Here is a 15,430-nt window from a genome sequence, read left to right on the forward strand (position 1 = left end):
GAGAGCCAGAGGCCGCTCGCCTTCATGAGATAGCCAAACAGGGCGCCGATGATGAGGGAGGGCAGAATGAGCCGCCACTCGCCTGCGGCGCCGAAGGTGGCACAGCAACCTGCGAAGGTGCCGGGAATGTAGGCGAGCCACTGCTGCCTGGCCTGCACGCACATCAGGGTGGCCACCACCCCTGTCATCAGATAACCCGCCATGCCGGCCCCCCACCAGGTCTCCCCGTGGATCAGCAGGAGTGCCCACAGCATGCCGGTGGTGTTGCACAGCAGGGTCTGTAACAGCGCCTTGTAACCGCCACTCGAGGCGAAGTAGCTGGTGCAGCCGAGGAAGCCGACCCAGGAGATGAGACCGAGTGCGGCGGCCAGTCCACCCCAGACGGCGGAGAGGATCCCGGTCGTGATGGCGATGGCGAACAGTGGGCTCATGGCGTGACTCTCAGTGGTTGAATCCGGAAAAGGAGGCAGCCTACTCCGCGGTAGAGCGGCAGCAAGCGGGGGCCGGATTGTGTGTGATCCCGATCACTCTTTGCAACTCTGGAATACGCTTGCGCTCGCGAAAAAAATTCATTGGAGGCGCCGCAGACCTTGTTCCATAGTTAGAGGCCCTGTCCTGCTCATGGAGTGAGTCTGATGGTGCCAAACGTGATCGTTCCTCTGCTGGTGTTCGTAGTGCTCTTCCTGGCCGGTACCATGGCCAAGGCACTGCCCCTTTACCAACTCATGTAATTCTGTGTGAAATAAAACTCGGCCGGGGCGGGTCTTATGGTTGTCAACCTCATCGTCCCGGGAGTTTTTTCATGTTGATCAAGCGCCGTACTTCTCATCACCCCACCGAACAGGATGTCACGCCGGAAACCGTCTATCAGGATCGTCGCCGCATCCTGAAAGGGCTGGGCCTGGGCGTCGGTGCCGCCACCCTGGCGTTTCCGGTGAAGGCTAGCCTGCTGGATCTCTTCGCACCGGACAAGCCGGCCACCGTGGCCCCCACCAGACCCCTCGACATCCGTGCCGCGACCCGGCCAGAGGGATTGATCCTCACCCCCGAGGAGAAGGCCACCACCCACAACAATTTCTACGAGCTGGGGACCGACAAGGGGGATCCGGCCCGCAACGGCCATTACCTCAAGCCCGAGCCCTGGACCCTGAAGGTGGAAGGGGAGGTAGCCAAACCCTTCACCCTGGATGTGTGGGATCTCATCAACAAGAGCACGCTGGAGGAGCGCATCTATCGGCTGCGCTGCGTGGAGGCCTGGTCCATGGTGTTGCCCTGGAGCGGCATTGCGCTGGCGGATCTGATCCGCCGTGCCGAGCCCACCAGTCGCGCCAAGTTCGTGGCCTTCGAGACGCTCTATGATCCGGAACAGTTGCCGGGGCAGGCCTCCCGTGCCCTGGGGGGCGGCATCGATTATCCCTATGTGGAGGGCTTGCGCCTCGACGAGGCCATGCACCCCCTCTCCTTCCTCGCCATGGGGCTCTATGGCAAGACCCTGCCCGCCCAGAACGGGGCTCCCATCCGGCTGGTGGTGCCCTGGAAATACGGTTTCAAGAGCATCAAGAGCATCGTCTCCATCCGCCTGGTGGAGGAGATGCCCCCCACCACCTGGAACCTGCTGGCCCCCAACGAATATGGCTTCTACGCCAACGTCAACCCGAGCGTGGATCACCCGCGCTGGAGCCAGGCGAGCGAGCGTTTCATCGGCGAGGGGGGCATCTTCGGGGCCAAGCGCCAGCCGACCCTGATGTTCAATGGCTACGGCGACGAGGTGGCGTCCCTCTATCAGGGGATGGATCTGCGTAAATGGTATTGAGACTGACGCTCTGCCCGACTGATCTCTTGCCCCCTTCTCTCCTGGTGGGAGAGGGGATGAGAAGCGGGAAAAACATGACGGGAACTGCAATATGATGCCGAGACTGAAAACAGCCCATGTCAACGGCTTGCGGGCGCTGGTGCACCTTGGTTCGCTCGGCTTTCTACTCTGGCTGGGCTATGCCGTGCCAGCCGGGCTGCTGGGGGGGGATCCGGTCCAGGGGCTGACCCATTACCTTGGCAAGGGAGCCCTCCACCTGCTGTTGCTGACCCTGCTGGTGTCGCCGCTCGCCAAGCGCTGGCGCCAGGGGCAGCTCATCAAGCTGCGCCGCCCCCTCGGGCTCTGGTGCGCCGCCTGGGCGTCCCTGCACTTCATGGTCTGGCTGGGGCTGGATCTGCAGTTCGACTGGGGGCTGATTGGCGGCGAGCTGGTGAAGCGCAGCTACATAGTGGTGGGCATGGTGGCGCTGCTGCTGTTGCTGGCGCTCGGCATCACCTCGATCCCGGCCCTGTTGCGTCGCATGGGGCCGGCCTGGCAGAAGCTGCACAACTGGATCTACGGGGTGGCTCTGCTGGTGCCGGTACACTACTGGTGGTCGGTCAAGAGCGGCTGGCAGGAGCCCCTCATCTATCTGGTGCTGGCCTGCGCCCTGCTGTGGCCACGTCGGGAAAAGCTGCTGCGCCCCTGGCGCAGGCGAGCACAAGTAGCCGGGAGGGGGGCGGCGCAACAGCCGTCACGCCCATAGCAAAAGAGGCCTATTCGGCCTCTTTTTTGGTGATCTCGCCGGTGTTGGCATCGACCTGCAACTGGACGCGCTGATCGTCGGCATTCAGGGTATCGACCTCGAATTTGTCCCCTTCCAGCTCCACTTCCCGAATGTCGTGATACCCTTGTGCCAGCAACAACTTGACCAGTCCGGCCATGTCGAGACGTGTCTGCGCCGCCCAGCCAAAGGTGGAAAAGAGGCACAAGATCAGCAGGATACTGCGTGGGATCATATTCATTCCGGATTCATGGCTGGCACACTATAAACGGCATTATGTTAGGTTTTGAGAGATGAATCACCCATGAATAGCGCGCTGCCCCTGCTTGGATTGCTGCTGCCGATGCTGGTTCAGGCGGCCCAGCCGAACGAGGCCTTGCTGCAACAGGCGGTCAGCGAGGGGCGGGTCCGCCCGTTTCATGAGTTGATGGAGGTGGCCTCCCGCCTGCCGGTGCGCGTGCTGCGCGTCGATCTGGGTGAGGAGGATGGCGTCTGGCTCTACGAGCTCAGGCTCATCGACGAGGAGAACAGCGTCATCAAGGTGGGCTACCGGGCTGACAATCTGGAGATGGTGTGGCTCAAGGGTCACCATCTGGAGCGCCTGTTCGCTCCGCGTCCGCCCCCGGAAGAGGAGTAACGGCGTGAGTCCGCGAACCTACCGCCGTCCGGTTCGTCCCCCCAACCGTTGCCGATGCCGGCACAACCCTGTTTTGGATACCCATGTATGCGCATTCTGATAGTTGAAGATGAAAAGATCCTCGCGGGCCAGCTGGCGGAACAGCTGCGTCTGTCCGGTTTCGTCACCGATCTCTGCCACGATGGCAACGAGGCGGGCTTTCTCGGCGAGACCGAACCCTATGACGCGATCATCCTGGATCTCGGCCTGCCCGGTCGCGATGGCCTGAGCGTACTGAAGGAGTGGCGCAGCAAGGGGATGGACACCCCGGTGCTGGTGCTGACCGCCCGTGGCCAGTTGCACGAGAAGATTGAAGGGCTCAACGCCGGGGCGGACGACTACCTCACCAAGCCCTTCCAGGTGGCGGAGCTGGTGGCCAGGGTGCAGGCGCTGGTGCGCCGGGCGGCGGGGAACGCCAGCTCCATCCTCGAGATCGGTGGCGTGCGTCTCGACATGGCGGCCTCCCAGGTGTGGTACGAAGGGACCCCCATCAAGCTCACCGCCCACGAGTTCCGGGTGCTGGGCTACCTGATGCAGCACAGGGGCAAGGTGGTGTCCCGCAGCGAGCTGATCGACCACATCTATGCCCAGGATTTCGATCGCGACTCCAACACCGTGGAGGTGTTCATCGGCCGCATCCGCAAGAAGACCCACGCCGATCTCATCGAGACGGTGCGCGGCCTCGGCTACCGGATCAACGAATGACACCCTCGCAACCGATGGCGGGGTGGGTTGAATGAGGCTGGTACGCACCCTGCGAGGTCGGCTGGTGGTGATCGCCATGGTCTGGTGCGGTCTCTTCCTGTTCGCCACCGGCTTCAGCCTGCAGACCATGATGCGCAACTACTGGCAGGAGGCGGAGGCCGATGGCCTGCGCCTGCAGCTCTACGATCTGCTCTCCCGCCTCGAGATCCAGCCGGACGGCATGCCGGTGGTCACCGAGCCCATGGCCGACCCCCGTTATCGCCAGCCCTACTCCGGCTACTACTGGCAACTGGAGCTGGGGGAGACGGTGGTCAGTCGCTCCCGCTCCCTGTGGGATGCCCATCTGAGCGCCCACGGCCTGAAGTCGGCCTTCGGCGATCCGGACCTCTTCGTCGGCAAGGGGCCCAACAAGGAGCCCCTGCTCATCATGACCCGTACCGTGCTGCTGCCGGGGTCTGATCGGGTCTTCACCCTGGTGATGGCCAAGGACAGCAGCGCCCTGACCCAGACCCTGAAGAAGACCCGCATCAGCCTGTTCCTCGGCCTCGGCTTCGCCGCCACCGGCCTGGTGCTCGGCTTCATGTTCCAGATCCTCTACGGCCTGCGCCCGCTGCACCTGCTGCGTCGCGAGCTGAGCCGCGTCCATCAGGGTCATCAGGAGGGGTTCCGGCTGCGCTACCCCCTGGAGATCCAGCCGCTGGTGGAGGACATCAACCGCCTGCTGCACCACTATGGCGAGCTGCTGCAACGAGCCCGTTCCCACACCGGCAACCTGGCCCACGCCCTCAAGACGCCGCTCAGCATCATGCGCAACCAGGTGACCCAGTTGCCGCCGGAGGATCAGGCCGCCCTCGGCGAGCAGCTCGACCAGATCCAGCGCCACATCGACTACCACCTCGGCAAGGCACGGGTGACCGGCGCCGCCAAGATCCTCGGGGTGTCGACCCCGGTGCGGGCCCGGGTGGAGTACATCTGCCGCGCCTTCTCCCGCCTCTATCCCGGCAAGACGGTGGACTTGCAGGTGCCGGTCAATCTGGCGGTCGGGGTGGAGGAGCAGGATTTCGACGAGATGGTGGGCAACCTGCTTGAGAACGCCTTCAAGTGGTCCGCCAGCGAGCTGCGCATCTCCAGTGCCGAGCTGGGGGGATGGATCACCCTGCGCATCGAGGACGACGGCCCCGGCATGAGCGAGGATCAGATCGCCAAGGCGGTGCTGCGGGGGGTGCGCCTCGACGAGAAGGTGCCGGGCTCGGGCCTTGGCCTCAACATCGTCTCGGATCTCGCGGAAGCCTATCGCGGCAGCCTTATCATGGGGCGGGCCGAGCTGGGGGGGCTCGCCGCTTCCCTCTCCCTGCCCAAGGTAGCCAGGGTCGAGTGACGGGGCGCCCCTTTTGTGCCGCCGTGCTGGCAAGGGTGCGGCACCCGGCATAAGATACGTCTCTTGTTTCAGGTGTAGGAAGGGTAGCAATGACTGACGATCCTTGGGCTTTGTGCCATCTCGATGATTCGTTCGATGCCTCGGTGCTGGGCACCAAGGGGGCCCAGATCCAGTGGTTCGAGGACAGGGATGCCCTGATCCAGTTCCTGCTGGAGGATTTTGTCGACCTGCTGGCCGACGTGGGCGAGCTGGACGAGGATCAGACCGAGAGCGCCCGCGAGCGCTTCACCCTGCTGGTGGAGCAGAGCCCGGACGATCGCACCCTGATGGATGCCATCAACGATCTCGCCTCCGGCCTGCGCCGCATTGCCTGGCTGGGGCCCCTCTCCGAACTGGCGGAGTTGAGCGACGACTTCGCAAGCGGGCTGCGAGCCTTCTTCTGGAGCCAATATGACGGTGACGAGGATGACCCCGAGGCCTGGGTGCCGGAAGATCTCTGGCCCCAGCTGGTGGAGTGTGCCGAAGAGTACATGGTGGAAGGAGACTTCTGAGCCACACCACAAACTGCGATAAGAAAACGGCGCCTCTATGGCGCCGTTTTTGTTGATCAGTCCTCTACTCAGCCGTTGGCCGGTACCTCGTGCGCCGTGTTGGCGAGCACTGGCCCGCTGTACTTCTCTATCTGCAATTGGGCCATGTGGCCGCAGTTGCCCTGGGCCAGACTGGACGAGCCCTCGTCGAAGGTGAGGCAGTTGACGTTGCCGTTCTTGCAGATGCTGCCCGCTTCGCCCGGCTTGGCCGGGTCATACCAGGCCCCTTCACACACCCGCACCACCCCGGGGCGGATGTCGGCCGAGAGCAGTGCCCCCACCAGGATCTGGCCGCGCTCGTTGAAGGCCCGCACCAGATCGCCATCCTGGATGCCGCGCGCTTTGGCGTCGTCCGGATGGATCATGATCGCTTCGCGGTCGGCGATGGCGAACTTGTCCCGCAGCGGGGTGTTGTCGAGCTGGGAGTGCAGCCGCTGGGTCGGGTGGGAGGTGTTGAGCGACAGCGGATAGCGCGCCGCCACCTCGCTCTTCACCCACTCCTTGGGCTCATACCACTTGGGATGACCGGCGCAGTCGGCGTAACCCATCCCCGCCACCGTGTTGGAGAAGATCTCGATCTTGCCGGACGGGGTACCGAGCGGGTTGAGCAGCGGGTTTTCGCGAAAATCGGCGTGACGGATCCACTGGCGGTTGGCCTCGGGGATCGGGAAGCGGATGTAGTTGTTGGCCTCCCAGAACATGTTGAACGGCGGCAGCGCCACCCGGGCGCCACGGGCCTGGGCCGCCATGCCGTCGTACATCTGCTTGAGCCACAGCATCTCGTCCTTCCCTTCGGTGTACTGCTCCTGCACACCCAGCTTGGCGGCGATGGCGCTGAAGATGTCGAAATCGTTGCGAGCTTCAAACTGGGGCGGTACGCACTGGTGCATGGGGAAGACGTAGCGCTGGGAGTAGTCGCCCCCCATCTCCAGATCGTTGCGCTCATAGCTGGTGGTGGCCGGCAGTACGATGTCGGCGTGTTTGGCGGTGGCCGTCCAGTAGGGCTCGTGAACGATCACGGTCTGGGGTTTGCGCCAGGCCTTGACTAGGTTGTTGGTGTCCTGATGGTGGTGGAAGGGGTTGCCGCCCGCCACGTAGACCAGCTTGATGTCCGGGTAGGTCACCTTGCGGCCGTTGAAGTCGATGGTCTTGCCGGGGTTGTCCAGACAGTCGGCGATGCGGGCCACCGGGATCGGCGCCGGGTTGTTCTTCGGTGCGTTGCCGGCTGAGATGCCCGCCAGAATGCCGCCCTTGGCGGTGGGGCTGCCACCGGAGGAGTAGTGGTAACTGAAGCCGTAGCCGCCCCCCGGCAGGCCGATCTGGCCCAGCATGGCGGCCAGAGTGACCAGCATCCAGTTGGGCTGTTCACCGTGGTGCTGACGCTGCATGCCCCAACCGGCCATGATCATGGTGCGCTTGGCGGCCATGTCGAGGGCCAGCTGGCGGATCACCTTGGCATCGACGCCGCAGACGCTGCTCGCCCACTCGGCGCTCTTCGGCTGGCCGTCCTCCTTGCCGAGCAGGTAGGCGAGGAAGGTGTCGAAGCCGACAGTGTAGCGATCGAGGAAGGCCTGATCGTGCTTCTTCTCGCTGTAGAGGGTGTGGGCCACCCCCAGCATCATGGCCACGTCTGTGTAGGCGTTCGGGGCAATCCACTCGGCGCCGACCAGCTTGGCGGTCTCGTTGTAGACGGGATCGATGCTGATGACCCGGGTGCCTTTCTCTTTCAGCGCCTTGAAGCCGGCCTGCCCCTCGTGATCCGGCATGTTCCAGCTGTTCTTCAGGGTCACCTGGGCGTTGACACCCCAGAGCACCACCAGTTCGGCGTGCTCCACCACGTTGGGCCAGGCGGTCTGCTGCTCGTACACCTCGATGGAGCCCATCACGTGGGACATGATCACCTGGGCCGCGCCGGTGGAGTAGTCACCGGCATAACCGGTGAAGCCGCCCGAGAGGTTCATCAGGCGGTGCAGCAGGGTGCGGCTGTTGTGGAACATGCCCACGCTCTTCCAGCCGTAGGATCCGGCGTGGATCGCCTGCGGGCCGAAATCAGACTGGACGCGCTGGATCTCGCCGGCCACCAGTTCGATGGCCTTCTCCCAGCTCACTCGCACCCACTCGTCGGCACCGCGCAGCTCCGGTCTGGCACCCGGGCCGTGCTCCAGCCAGCTCTTGCGCACCATGGGGTACTTGATGCGGTTCTTGGCGTGGACCTGGAACGGCGCCATGTCGATGAGGTCATTCGGTGCCGGATCGTCGGCCACCGGCTGGACCCGCACCATGCGGCCCTCTGAGACGATGGCCTCGAAGGCCCCCCAGTGGGCGCCGGTCAGGATGCCTTTCTGGGCGGGCACCAGGGTGGGGAACTGCTCAAGGGCCGTGCTGACGGCCTTGGCCAGGGCGCTTTTCGGGAAGAGACCAGCCAGCAGGGGCAGGGCGGCACAGGCCCCCAGCCCCTTGAGCAGAGTACGGCGGGAGAGGTTGGTCTGTTGGTCATTGAAAAAAGTCATGGGAGAGTCCTCTGTTCCTGCCTTAATGGGCCGCGCTCATGTCGCTGGCGTGTTTCTGCACGTATTGGGTGAGCATGCGCGCCTGCTCCGGGGTGAGGGAGGTACGAGACTCCATCCCCTTGATGACGCCGATCCACTGGTTGGCGTTGAAGTGATCCAGCGCGGTGAGGCCGTGACAGCCGGTGCAGTTGTTGGACATCAGGGTGGAGGCGTATTGCCACAGCTTGCCCTGGTCGCCGATGAGCTGGCTCTGGTCGACCCAGGCGGTCAGGCTGACCTGATGCCAGGTGAGGTTGGTGGCGCTGTCGGTCTCGCTCTTGCCGGTCACGAGGGCTTTTCTGGCGGCTTCGCCGACCAGCACGCTCAGGATCCGTTTGCCGGGGGCGGCGTAGAACACCTCGCTCACCCCGTCCTGCTGCCAGCCGTCGATGCGCACCTGGGCGCGGCCGTTGTCGTTGGCCAGCACTTCCACCTGGGTGGAGGGCATCAGGGTGCCTTCATCAGTCTTGGCGCCGGCATCCAGATAGAGCGGGGTGGTGGCGATGGCATAGCGGGTGGTGACGGTGGCCGGGGTCTGGGCGGCGGCTTGCGCCAGCTCGCTGGCACCGGCGGCAGCCAGGCCGCTCATGTCCGGCATGATGTGGGCAACGCCGCGGTGGCAGTCGATGCAGGTCTGACCCTCCTTGATGGCGACCGGGTGCTCGGCGCGGGCATTGGGGCGCTGGGCCAGGATGTCCATGGCGGCGTAGCTGTGGCAGCTGCGACAGGTGGCGGAGTCATTGGCCTTGAGCTGATCCCACACGGTCTGGGCCATGCGCAGCTTGTGGGCCTCGTATTTTTCCGGGGTGTCGAGGGTGCCGATCGCCTCGTGATAGATGTCTTTCACGGCGCGGATCTTGGTCCAGAGATAGGCGGCGGGTTCACTGGGGATGTGGCAGTCGGCGCACTCGGCGCGGATCCCCTTCACGTTCTGGAAGTGGACACTGCCCTGATATTCGGCGAGGGGGGTCTGCATGGAGTGGCAGGAGACGCAGAACTCGGTGGAGCTGGTCTTGTGCAGCACGGTGACGGTGACGCCCAGTGCAGCGACCCCCAGCAGGGCCCCGAGCAGCAGAAGCCAGAACCAGGTCTTTCTCAACAGTTTTCCAAGCATGGTGACGGTGTCCTTCGAATTCGGGTATTACCAATATAGTAGTAGTCCCAAGATTCGATGGGTTGACCTCGGTCATGATTTTTATTTCGACATGCAAGTAATTTTTGGTTTTGTTTTTTGTTTGGACATGCTTTTTTGAATTTTAATCGCACTTTTACCCTTCAACGGGAGCGGGATGTCCTGTGATGGGGGCGATGCCCAAGCCGGGGCGAGGAGGCAGTACGCCACCCCGGGGCTTGGGGTTTGCGGTGAGAGGATTGTATACTGTTCACATATACAGTATTCAGGTGTATCCATCATGCGACTCTTTATCGCCGAGAAACCCAGCCTTGGCCGCGCCATCGCCGATGTCCTCCCCAAACCTCACAAGAAGGGGGAGGGTTTCATCGAGACGGCGCAGGGAGACGTGGTGACCTGGTGCATCGGCCACCTGCTGGAGCAGGCCGAGCCCGATGCCTACGATGCCGCCTACAAGCAGTGGCGCATGGAATCCCTCCCCATTGTCCCGACCCAGTGGCAGCTGGTGGCCAAACCCAAGACCAAGGCCCAGCTGGCCGTCATCAAGGGGCTCATCAAGCAGGCGGACTGCGTGGTCAACGCCGGTGACCCGGACAGGGAAGGGCAACTGCTGGTGGACGAGGTGATCGACTTTCTCGGCTATCCCAAGACCAAACCGGTTCAGCGCTGCCTCATCAGCGATCTCAATCCCCCCGCCGTGCGCCGCGCCCTCGACAAGCTCAGGGACAACAAGGAGTTCGTGCCGCTGGCGGTGTCAGCGCTGGCCCGTAGCCGTGCCGACTGGCTCTATGGCATCAACATGACCCGGGCCTATACCCTGCTTGGTCGCAAGGGGGGTTGCAGCGAACTGCTGTCGGTGGGCCGGGTACAGACCCCCTTGCTCGGTCTGGTGGTGCGCCGGGATCTCGAGATCGAGGCCTTCGTTCCCAAGCCGTTCTACGAGGTGATGGCCCATCTGCTGACACAGGGCAACGAACGCTTCACCGCTAGGTGGCTGCCATCGGAGGCCTGTCTGCCCTGGCAGGATGAGGAGGGACGGGTGCTCAACCGGGCGCTGGCCGCCAAGGTGGTGGAGCGGATCCAGGGGCAACCCGCCCGGGTGGAGGCGGTGGAGGAGCAGGCGCGCAAGCAGGCGGCGCCGCTCCCCTACAACCTCTCCAGCCTGCAGATCGACGCGGCCAAGCGCTTTGGCATGGATGCCAAGCGGGTGCTGGACGTCTGCCAGAGCCTCTACGAGCGGCACAAGCTCATCACCTATCCCAGATCCGACAGCCGCCATCTGCCGAGCGAGCACTTCAACCGGGCCGGCCAGGTGCGGGAGGCCATCGCCAGCACGGCCCCTGCGCTGGCCAGGGCGGTCGCCGAAGCGGATGGCAGGATCCGCAGCAAGGCGTGGAACGACAGCAAGGTGGATGCCCACCACGCCATCATTCCCACCGAGAAGAGGGGGAACGAGGGGAGCTTGGGGGCCGACGAGGCGAAGCTGTACGGCCTGATTGCCCGCCAGTATCTGCTGCAGTTCTACCCGCCGTTCGAGTACAACGACAGCAAGGTGTTGCTGCGCATCGCCGGAGGGCTGTTCCAGGCCAAGGCGCGCCGCATCCTCAAGGCGGGCTGGAAGGCGCTGCTCGGAGTGGAAGAGGATGACGAGGAGGAGGCGGGAACCCTGCCTGCCCTGAAAGAGGGGGAGGAACTGCTGTGCGAGCGGGGGGAACTGCTGGAGAAGATGACCCAGCCCCCCAAGCCGTTTACCGATGCCACCTTGCTGGCCGCCATGACCGGCATCGCCCGTTATGTGCAGGATCCCGAGATCCGCAAGACCCTGCGGGAGACCGACGGTCTGGGCACCGAGGCGACCCGGGCCGGGATCATCGATCTGCTGTTCAAGCGCCGCTTCCTGGTGCGCCAGGGCAAGAGCATCAAGGCCACCCCGACCGGGCGAGCCCTGGTCCAGGCGCTGCCCACGACCGCCACGACACCGGACATGACGGCACTGTGGGAGCAGAGTCTGGGGCAGATCGCCGAACGTCACGGCAGCTACCAGCAGTTCATGGGGCCGCTCACCGAGCAGCTCAACGGCCTGATCGAGGGGGCCCGGCAGGATTCCGGCGCCAGCTTCAGCGCACTGCCCAAGGCGGCGCCCGGTGACAGCAAGCAGCGATTTGCCCGCCGCAAGCGGACTGCGTCCACCGCCGCACGCCCCCGCACGAGCACGGGCAAGAGTGCTCGTGCGGGGAAGAGCCCTGGAAAGAGCACTGGCAAGGGGACGACCAGGGGCAAGGCGGCCTGAGGCCGGCGAGCGCTGTGATCACATAAAAATAAGAAGAGGGGCCAGTGGCCCCTCTTTGCATGGATGGAGCGGCTTACCCCGTGTAGACGCTCTCTTCCGGATAACGGATGCGGGTCTCCACCGGGCGGGCCAGCATGATCGCCAGGGTGAGGGGCCCCAGACGGCCGCAGATCATCACCAGCACCAGGATCAGCTTGCCGGGCTCGCTCAAGCCGGAGGTGATGCCTGTGGTGAGGCCCACGGTGGCGAAGGCCGAGATGGTCTCGAACATGATCTTGTCGAAGGGTTGCGACTCCGTGAGCATCAGCAGGAACATCGCCAGCATCAGCACCATGGTACTGACGATGATGATGGCCAGGGAACGGGTCACTATCTGGGGTGACAGGGTGCGGCCGAAGGCGGTGACATGGGGGCGCTTGGTCAGAAACGCCCGGGTCGCCAGCAGGACGACGGCAAAGGTGGTGACCTTGATACCGCCCCCGGTGGAGGTCGCCCCGGCACCGATGAACATCAGCATCATCATGAACAGCAGGGAGGCCGGTACCATCTGGCCGATATCCACCGTGTTGAAGCCCGCCGTGCGCGCGGTGGCCGACTGGAAGAAGGCGGCCAGCCACTGGCTCCCGAAGGAGGCGTTGCCCAGGGTGCCAGGGTTGTTGTGCTCCAGCAGCCAGAACATCAGGGTCCCCAGCAGCAGCAGGGCAGGGGTCATCAGCAGCATCAGCTTGCTGTGCAGTTTCAGCTTGCGCCAGCGGCGGTTGCGCACCAGGTCGACGATGACGGTGAAGCCTACCCCCCCCAGGATCAGCAGGGCCGGTATGGTCAGGCTGATGATGGGGTCATCCCGGTAGTCCATGAGGTTGTTGGCAAACAGCGAGAAGCCGGCGTTGTTGAAAGCTGACACCGCGTGGAAGAAGCTGACGTAGAGGCCGTGGCCCCAGCCCATGTCGGGCACCCAGCGAATGGCCATGATGGCGGTGCCGATCAGCTGGGCAATCAGGGCGAACAGGACGATGCGCTTCACCAGCTGGACGATGTTGACGGATCCCTCCTGGCCCAGCGCCTCCTTGGCCAGCACCTGCTGGCGCAGTCCGACCCGCTTGCTGAACATGGCGATGAGCAGCAGTGTCATGGTCATCTGGCCGAGACCACCAATCTCCATCAATATCAACAGGATGATCTGCCCCTGCAGGGTGAAGGCGGTGCCGGTATCCACCACCCCGAGGCCGGTCACGCTGATGGCGGAGGTGGCGGTGAACAGGGCGTTGATGACGGTGACCTCACCCTTGTGGCTGGAGGGCTGGACCAGAAACAGGGTGCCAACCAGCAGGATGATGAGGAAACTGCCCAGGATGAGCTTGGCCTCGCTCCAGCGGGAGTTGTCTTCCCGATGCAGGGTGAAGGCGTAGTTGCTGCGCCAGTTGATCATAGGGTGTCGAGCCAGTGATCGATGGCGTGCTTGTTGCCGGCCAGGATCAGGATGTCACCGAGTTGCAGCTCCATCTTGCCGGTCAGGACGTTGTGCAGCACCTCACCCCGCTTGATGGCCAACAGCTGGAAATCGCTTTGCTGCAGCAGGCGCAAGTCGGCCAGGGTGCGGGTGTTTTGCTGCAAGCCGATCACGAACTCGGTCAGCACCATGTCGTGACCCAGCTCCAGGTAGTCGAACAGCCGGTTGTCCAGCATGCTCTGGGCTACCCGGCGGCCCATGTCCCACTCCGGGTTGATCACCTTGTCCGCGCCCACCTTCTGCAGGATCTTGGCGTGGAACTTGTCGCGTGCCTTGACCCAGACCTTCTTCACGCCCGCCTCTTTCAGCACCAGCGTGGTCAGGATGCTGGTCTCCAGGTTGTCGCCGATGGCGACAAAGACGATGTCGAAATTCGCCAGGCCCAGTTCGGCGACCGTAGCCTCGTCGGTGGCATCGGCCACGATCACGTGGTTGCAGAGGGTGGCTATCTGGCGGGTCTTGCTCTCGTCGATGTCGATGGCCAGTACCTCGGCATTCTGGCGCTGCAACTCTTCGCACAAGGCGCTGCCAAACAGGCCCAGGCCGATGACGGCGAATTGATTGTTCATGCATGCTTCCTCAGCGGGATGAAGGGGTTACTCTACTCCAGAGCCCTGAGTCCGAAAAGTGTCCGGGTTTTTTGTCCCGGGGGATCTGGGGTAAACTGCGCCCTTGTCCTTGTCGGAACACACAAATGAAACTCACCCCCCACGCCTCCCTGTCGACCCTCAATACTCTGGGCCTGGATGCACACTGCCTCTGGCTGGCCGATGTGACCCGGCCGGATGATCTCGCGCAACTGCGGACCAACCCGGAGTTGGCCACCTTGCCGCGCCTGGTGCTGGGAGGAGGAAGCAACATCCTGTTCTGCGATGACTTTGCCGGTCTGGTGGTCCACAACGGCCTGAAAGGGATCACGCTGCACGAGGAGTCCGAGCATTGGCTGCTACACGTGGCGGCAGGTGAAAACTGGCACGAGCTGGTATGCCACGCCCTGCAACAGGGCTGGCACGGGCTGGAGAACCTGGCACTCATTCCCGGGACGGTCGGGGCGGCCCCGGTACAGAACATCGGTGCCTACGGGGTCGAGCTGGCCAGCGTCTGTACCTACGTGGAGGCGTTCAACTGGCAGAGTGGCGAGGTTGAGCGCATCGCGGCGGCCGACTGCCGGTTCGGTTACCGTGACAGCATCTTCAAGCACGACTATCAGGACTCCCACTTCATCACCGCCGTCGGTCTGCGCCTGCCCAAGGCATGGCGCCCGGTCGCCGGCTATGGCCCGCTGGCGGCGCTGGGAGATGCCCCTTCGCCACAGGCCATTTTCGACACCGTCTGTGCCACCCGCATGGCCAAGCTGCCGGATCCGGCGGTGCTGGGCAACGCGGGCAGTTTCTTCAAAAACCCTGTGGTGCCCGCCGCCCTGGCCGAGACCCTGAAACAGCAATACCCGCAGATGCCCTGCTACCCCGCAGCAGAAGGGCAGGCAAAGCTGGCGGCTGGCTGGCTCATTGATCAATGCGGTCTCAAGGGGTTTGCCATCGGTCGTGCCGCCGTCCATCAGGAGCAGGCGCTGGTGCTGGTGAATCTGGGGGGCGCCAGCGCCATGGAGCTCATCGCGCTGGCGGCCCACGTCCGCGACAGCGTGGAACACCAGTTCGGTGTGGTGCTGGAACATGAGGTGCGCTTCATGGGGCGCAGCGGTGAAACCTGGCTCGACGAGGTACTGGCATGACCCTGACCCCCGTCAGACAGACCCTGATCACCCTGCTCAGCGACGGCCAGTTCCATTCCGGTGAGCAGCTGGGCGAGCGCCTTGGCATCAGCCGGGCGGCGGTGAGCAAGCACATGGCCGCGCTCAAGGATCTGGGGCTGGATCTCTTCAGCCTGACCGGCAAGGGCTATCGGCTGGCGGTGCCCATGGCCCTCTATGACGAGGGGCGGCTGCAGGCAGAGGCACCGATGGCACCGGTGCACTGCTTCCCTGTCATCGACTCCACCAACCAGTACCTGCTGGAGCGGGTCAA

15 protein-coding genes are annotated in these 15,430 nt (G+C 63.9%); 9 read left to right on the top strand and 6 right to left on the bottom strand.

Features of this window, described 5'->3' with window-relative positions:
- Positions 1 to 431, bottom strand: a 431-nt coding sequence (locus tag AACR77_RS05970; protein ID WP_042880347.1) for a DUF1097 domain-containing protein, incomplete at its 3' end; no start/stop codon positions are given.
- Between the two features lie 371 nt (positions 432 to 802).
- Here AACR77_RS05970 and msrP point away from each other — a divergent pair.
- Positions 803 to 1,813: a protein-methionine-sulfoxide reductase catalytic subunit MsrP gene (gene msrP / locus AACR77_RS05975; protein ID WP_042864787.1), complete on the top strand. Its 1,011-nt coding sequence runs from the start codon at positions 803 to 805 to the stop codon at positions 1,811 to 1,813.
- A gap of 91 nt (positions 1,814 to 1,904) precedes the next feature.
- Positions 1,905 to 2,558, top strand: coding sequence for a protein-methionine-sulfoxide reductase heme-binding subunit MsrQ (locus AACR77_RS05980; RefSeq protein WP_042880349.1), 654 nt, complete (start codon positions 1,905 to 1,907; stop codon positions 2,556 to 2,558).
- Positions 2,559 to 2,568: 10 nt separating this feature from the next.
- Here the strand turns inward: AACR77_RS05980 and AACR77_RS05985 are convergent, their stop codons facing one another.
- Positions 2,569 to 2,817 carry a PepSY domain-containing protein gene (locus AACR77_RS05985; RefSeq protein ID WP_010675973.1) on the bottom strand — a complete coding sequence of 83 codons (249 nt, stop codon included), beginning with the start codon at positions 2,815 to 2,817 and terminating at the stop codon, positions 2,569 to 2,571.
- A 63-nt stretch (positions 2,818 to 2,880) separates the two neighbouring features.
- On the opposite strand from AACR77_RS05985, the gene AACR77_RS05990 reads away from it, so the two are divergent.
- From AACR77_RS05990 to AACR77_RS06005, 4 genes are all read left to right on the top strand, one after another.
- The gene (locus tag AACR77_RS05990; protein WP_010675972.1) at positions 2,881 to 3,213 is read left to right on the top strand and encodes a PepSY domain-containing protein; all 333 of its coding nucleotides are present in this window, start codon (positions 2,881 to 2,883) and stop codon (positions 3,211 to 3,213) included.
- An 87-nt stretch (positions 3,214 to 3,300) separates the two neighbouring features.
- Positions 3,301 to 3,957 carry a response regulator transcription factor gene (locus AACR77_RS05995; RefSeq protein ID WP_005332666.1) on the top strand — a complete coding sequence of 219 codons (657 nt, stop codon included), beginning with the start codon at positions 3,301 to 3,303 and terminating at the stop codon, positions 3,955 to 3,957.
- Between the two features lie 31 nt (positions 3,958 to 3,988).
- Positions 3,989 to 5,335: a sensor histidine kinase gene (locus AACR77_RS06000; RefSeq protein WP_010675971.1), complete on the top strand. Its 1,347-nt coding sequence runs from the start codon at positions 3,989 to 3,991 to the stop codon at positions 5,333 to 5,335.
- Between the two features lie 89 nt (positions 5,336 to 5,424).
- Complete coding sequence (locus tag AACR77_RS06005) at positions 5,425 to 5,886, top strand: hypothetical protein (RefSeq protein WP_042880350.1); 462 nt, start codon at positions 5,425 to 5,427, stop codon at positions 5,884 to 5,886.
- A 68-nt stretch (positions 5,887 to 5,954) separates the two neighbouring features.
- Here the strand turns inward: AACR77_RS06005 and torA are convergent, their stop codons facing one another.
- Both torA and AACR77_RS06015 read right to left on the bottom strand, forming a co-directional pair.
- Positions 5,955 to 8,435, bottom strand: a complete 2,481-nt coding sequence (gene torA, locus AACR77_RS06010) for a trimethylamine-N-oxide reductase TorA (RefSeq protein ID WP_042880352.1) — start codon at positions 8,433 to 8,435, stop codon at positions 5,955 to 5,957.
- A gap of 22 nt (positions 8,436 to 8,457) precedes the next feature.
- Positions 8,458 to 9,588, bottom strand: coding sequence for a NapC/NirT family cytochrome c (locus AACR77_RS06015; protein ID WP_010675968.1), 1,131 nt, complete (start codon positions 9,586 to 9,588; stop codon positions 8,458 to 8,460).
- A gap of 298 nt (positions 9,589 to 9,886) precedes the next feature.
- On the opposite strand from AACR77_RS06015, the gene AACR77_RS06020 reads away from it, so the two are divergent.
- Positions 9,887 to 11,896 (top strand): DNA topoisomerase III, encoded by a 2,010-nt coding sequence (locus AACR77_RS06020; RefSeq protein WP_042880354.1) that lies wholly within the window; start codon positions 9,887 to 9,889, stop codon positions 11,894 to 11,896.
- A 73-nt stretch (positions 11,897 to 11,969) separates the two neighbouring features.
- Here the strand turns inward: AACR77_RS06020 and AACR77_RS06025 are convergent, their stop codons facing one another.
- Together AACR77_RS06025 and AACR77_RS06030 are read right to left on the bottom strand one after the other, a co-directional pair.
- A complete protein-coding gene (locus tag AACR77_RS06025; RefSeq protein WP_042880356.1) occupies positions 11,970 to 13,325 on the bottom strand; it encodes a TrkH family potassium uptake protein in 1,356 nt (451 codons plus the stop codon).
- Positions 13,322 to 13,975 (bottom strand): potassium channel family protein, encoded by a 654-nt coding sequence (locus tag AACR77_RS06030; RefSeq protein ID WP_010675965.1) that lies wholly within the window; start codon positions 13,973 to 13,975, stop codon positions 13,322 to 13,324. The genes AACR77_RS06025 and AACR77_RS06030 overlap by 4 nt, the downstream gene beginning before the upstream one ends.
- Positions 13,976 to 14,100: 125 nt before the next feature.
- Here AACR77_RS06030 and murB point away from each other — a divergent pair, with 125 nt between their 5' ends.
- Both murB and AACR77_RS06040 read left to right on the top strand, forming a co-directional pair.
- On the top strand, positions 14,101 to 15,138 hold the full coding sequence (gene murB, locus AACR77_RS06035; RefSeq protein WP_042880358.1) for a UDP-N-acetylmuramate dehydrogenase: 1,038 nt from the start codon (positions 14,101 to 14,103) through the stop codon (positions 15,136 to 15,138).
- Positions 15,135 to 15,430 (top strand): HTH domain-containing protein (locus AACR77_RS06040; protein WP_042880360.1); only part of this gene is annotated, 296 nt, incomplete at its 3' end. The genes murB and AACR77_RS06040, both read left to right, overlap by 4 nt.

Origin of the sequence: Aeromonas sp. ZOR0002 (assembly GCF_963866995.1) — a bacterium.
GTDB lineage: Bacteria > Pseudomonadota > Gammaproteobacteria > Enterobacterales > Aeromonadaceae > Aeromonas > Aeromonas caviae.

What these genes read in the sequence shown, in the direction of transcription:
- AACR77_RS06020 (WP_042880354.1), top strand. Translation starts at nt 9,887, where the DNA reads ATGCGACTCTTTATCGCCGAGAAACCCAGCCTTGGCCGCGCCATCGCC.
- AACR77_RS05990 (WP_010675972.1), top strand. Translation starts at nt 2,881, where the DNA reads ATGAATAGCGCGCTGCCCCTGCTTGGATTGCTGCTGCCGATGCTGGTT.
- torA (WP_042880352.1), bottom strand. Translation starts at nt 8,435, where the DNA reads ATGACTTTTTTCAATGACCAACAGACCAACCTCTCCCGCCGTACTCTG.
- AACR77_RS06015 (WP_010675968.1), bottom strand. Translation starts at nt 9,588, where the DNA reads ATGCTTGGAAAACTGTTGAGAAAGACCTGGTTCTGGCTTCTGCTGCTC.
- AACR77_RS05980 (WP_042880349.1), top strand. Translation starts at nt 1,905, where the DNA reads ATGATGCCGAGACTGAAAACAGCCCATGTCAACGGCTTGCGGGCGCTG.
- AACR77_RS06025 (WP_042880356.1), bottom strand. Translation starts at nt 13,325, where the DNA reads ATGATCAACTGGCGCAGCAACTACGCCTTCACCCTGCATCGGGAAGAC.
- AACR77_RS06030 (WP_010675965.1), bottom strand. Translation starts at nt 13,975, where the DNA reads ATGAACAATCAATTCGCCGTCATCGGCCTGGGCCTGTTTGGCAGCGCC.
- AACR77_RS06005 (WP_042880350.1), top strand. Translation starts at nt 5,425, where the DNA reads ATGACTGACGATCCTTGGGCTTTGTGCCATCTCGATGATTCGTTCGAT.
- AACR77_RS06000 (WP_010675971.1), top strand. Translation starts at nt 3,989, where the DNA reads ATGAGGCTGGTACGCACCCTGCGAGGTCGGCTGGTGGTGATCGCCATG.
- msrP (WP_042864787.1), top strand. Translation starts at nt 803, where the DNA reads ATGTTGATCAAGCGCCGTACTTCTCATCACCCCACCGAACAGGATGTC.
- AACR77_RS05985 (WP_010675973.1), bottom strand. Translation starts at nt 2,817, where the DNA reads ATGAATATGATCCCACGCAGTATCCTGCTGATCTTGTGCCTCTTTTCC.
- AACR77_RS05995 (WP_005332666.1), top strand. Translation starts at nt 3,301, where the DNA reads ATGCGCATTCTGATAGTTGAAGATGAAAAGATCCTCGCGGGCCAGCTG.
- murB (WP_042880358.1), top strand. Translation starts at nt 14,101, where the DNA reads ATGAAACTCACCCCCCACGCCTCCCTGTCGACCCTCAATACTCTGGGC.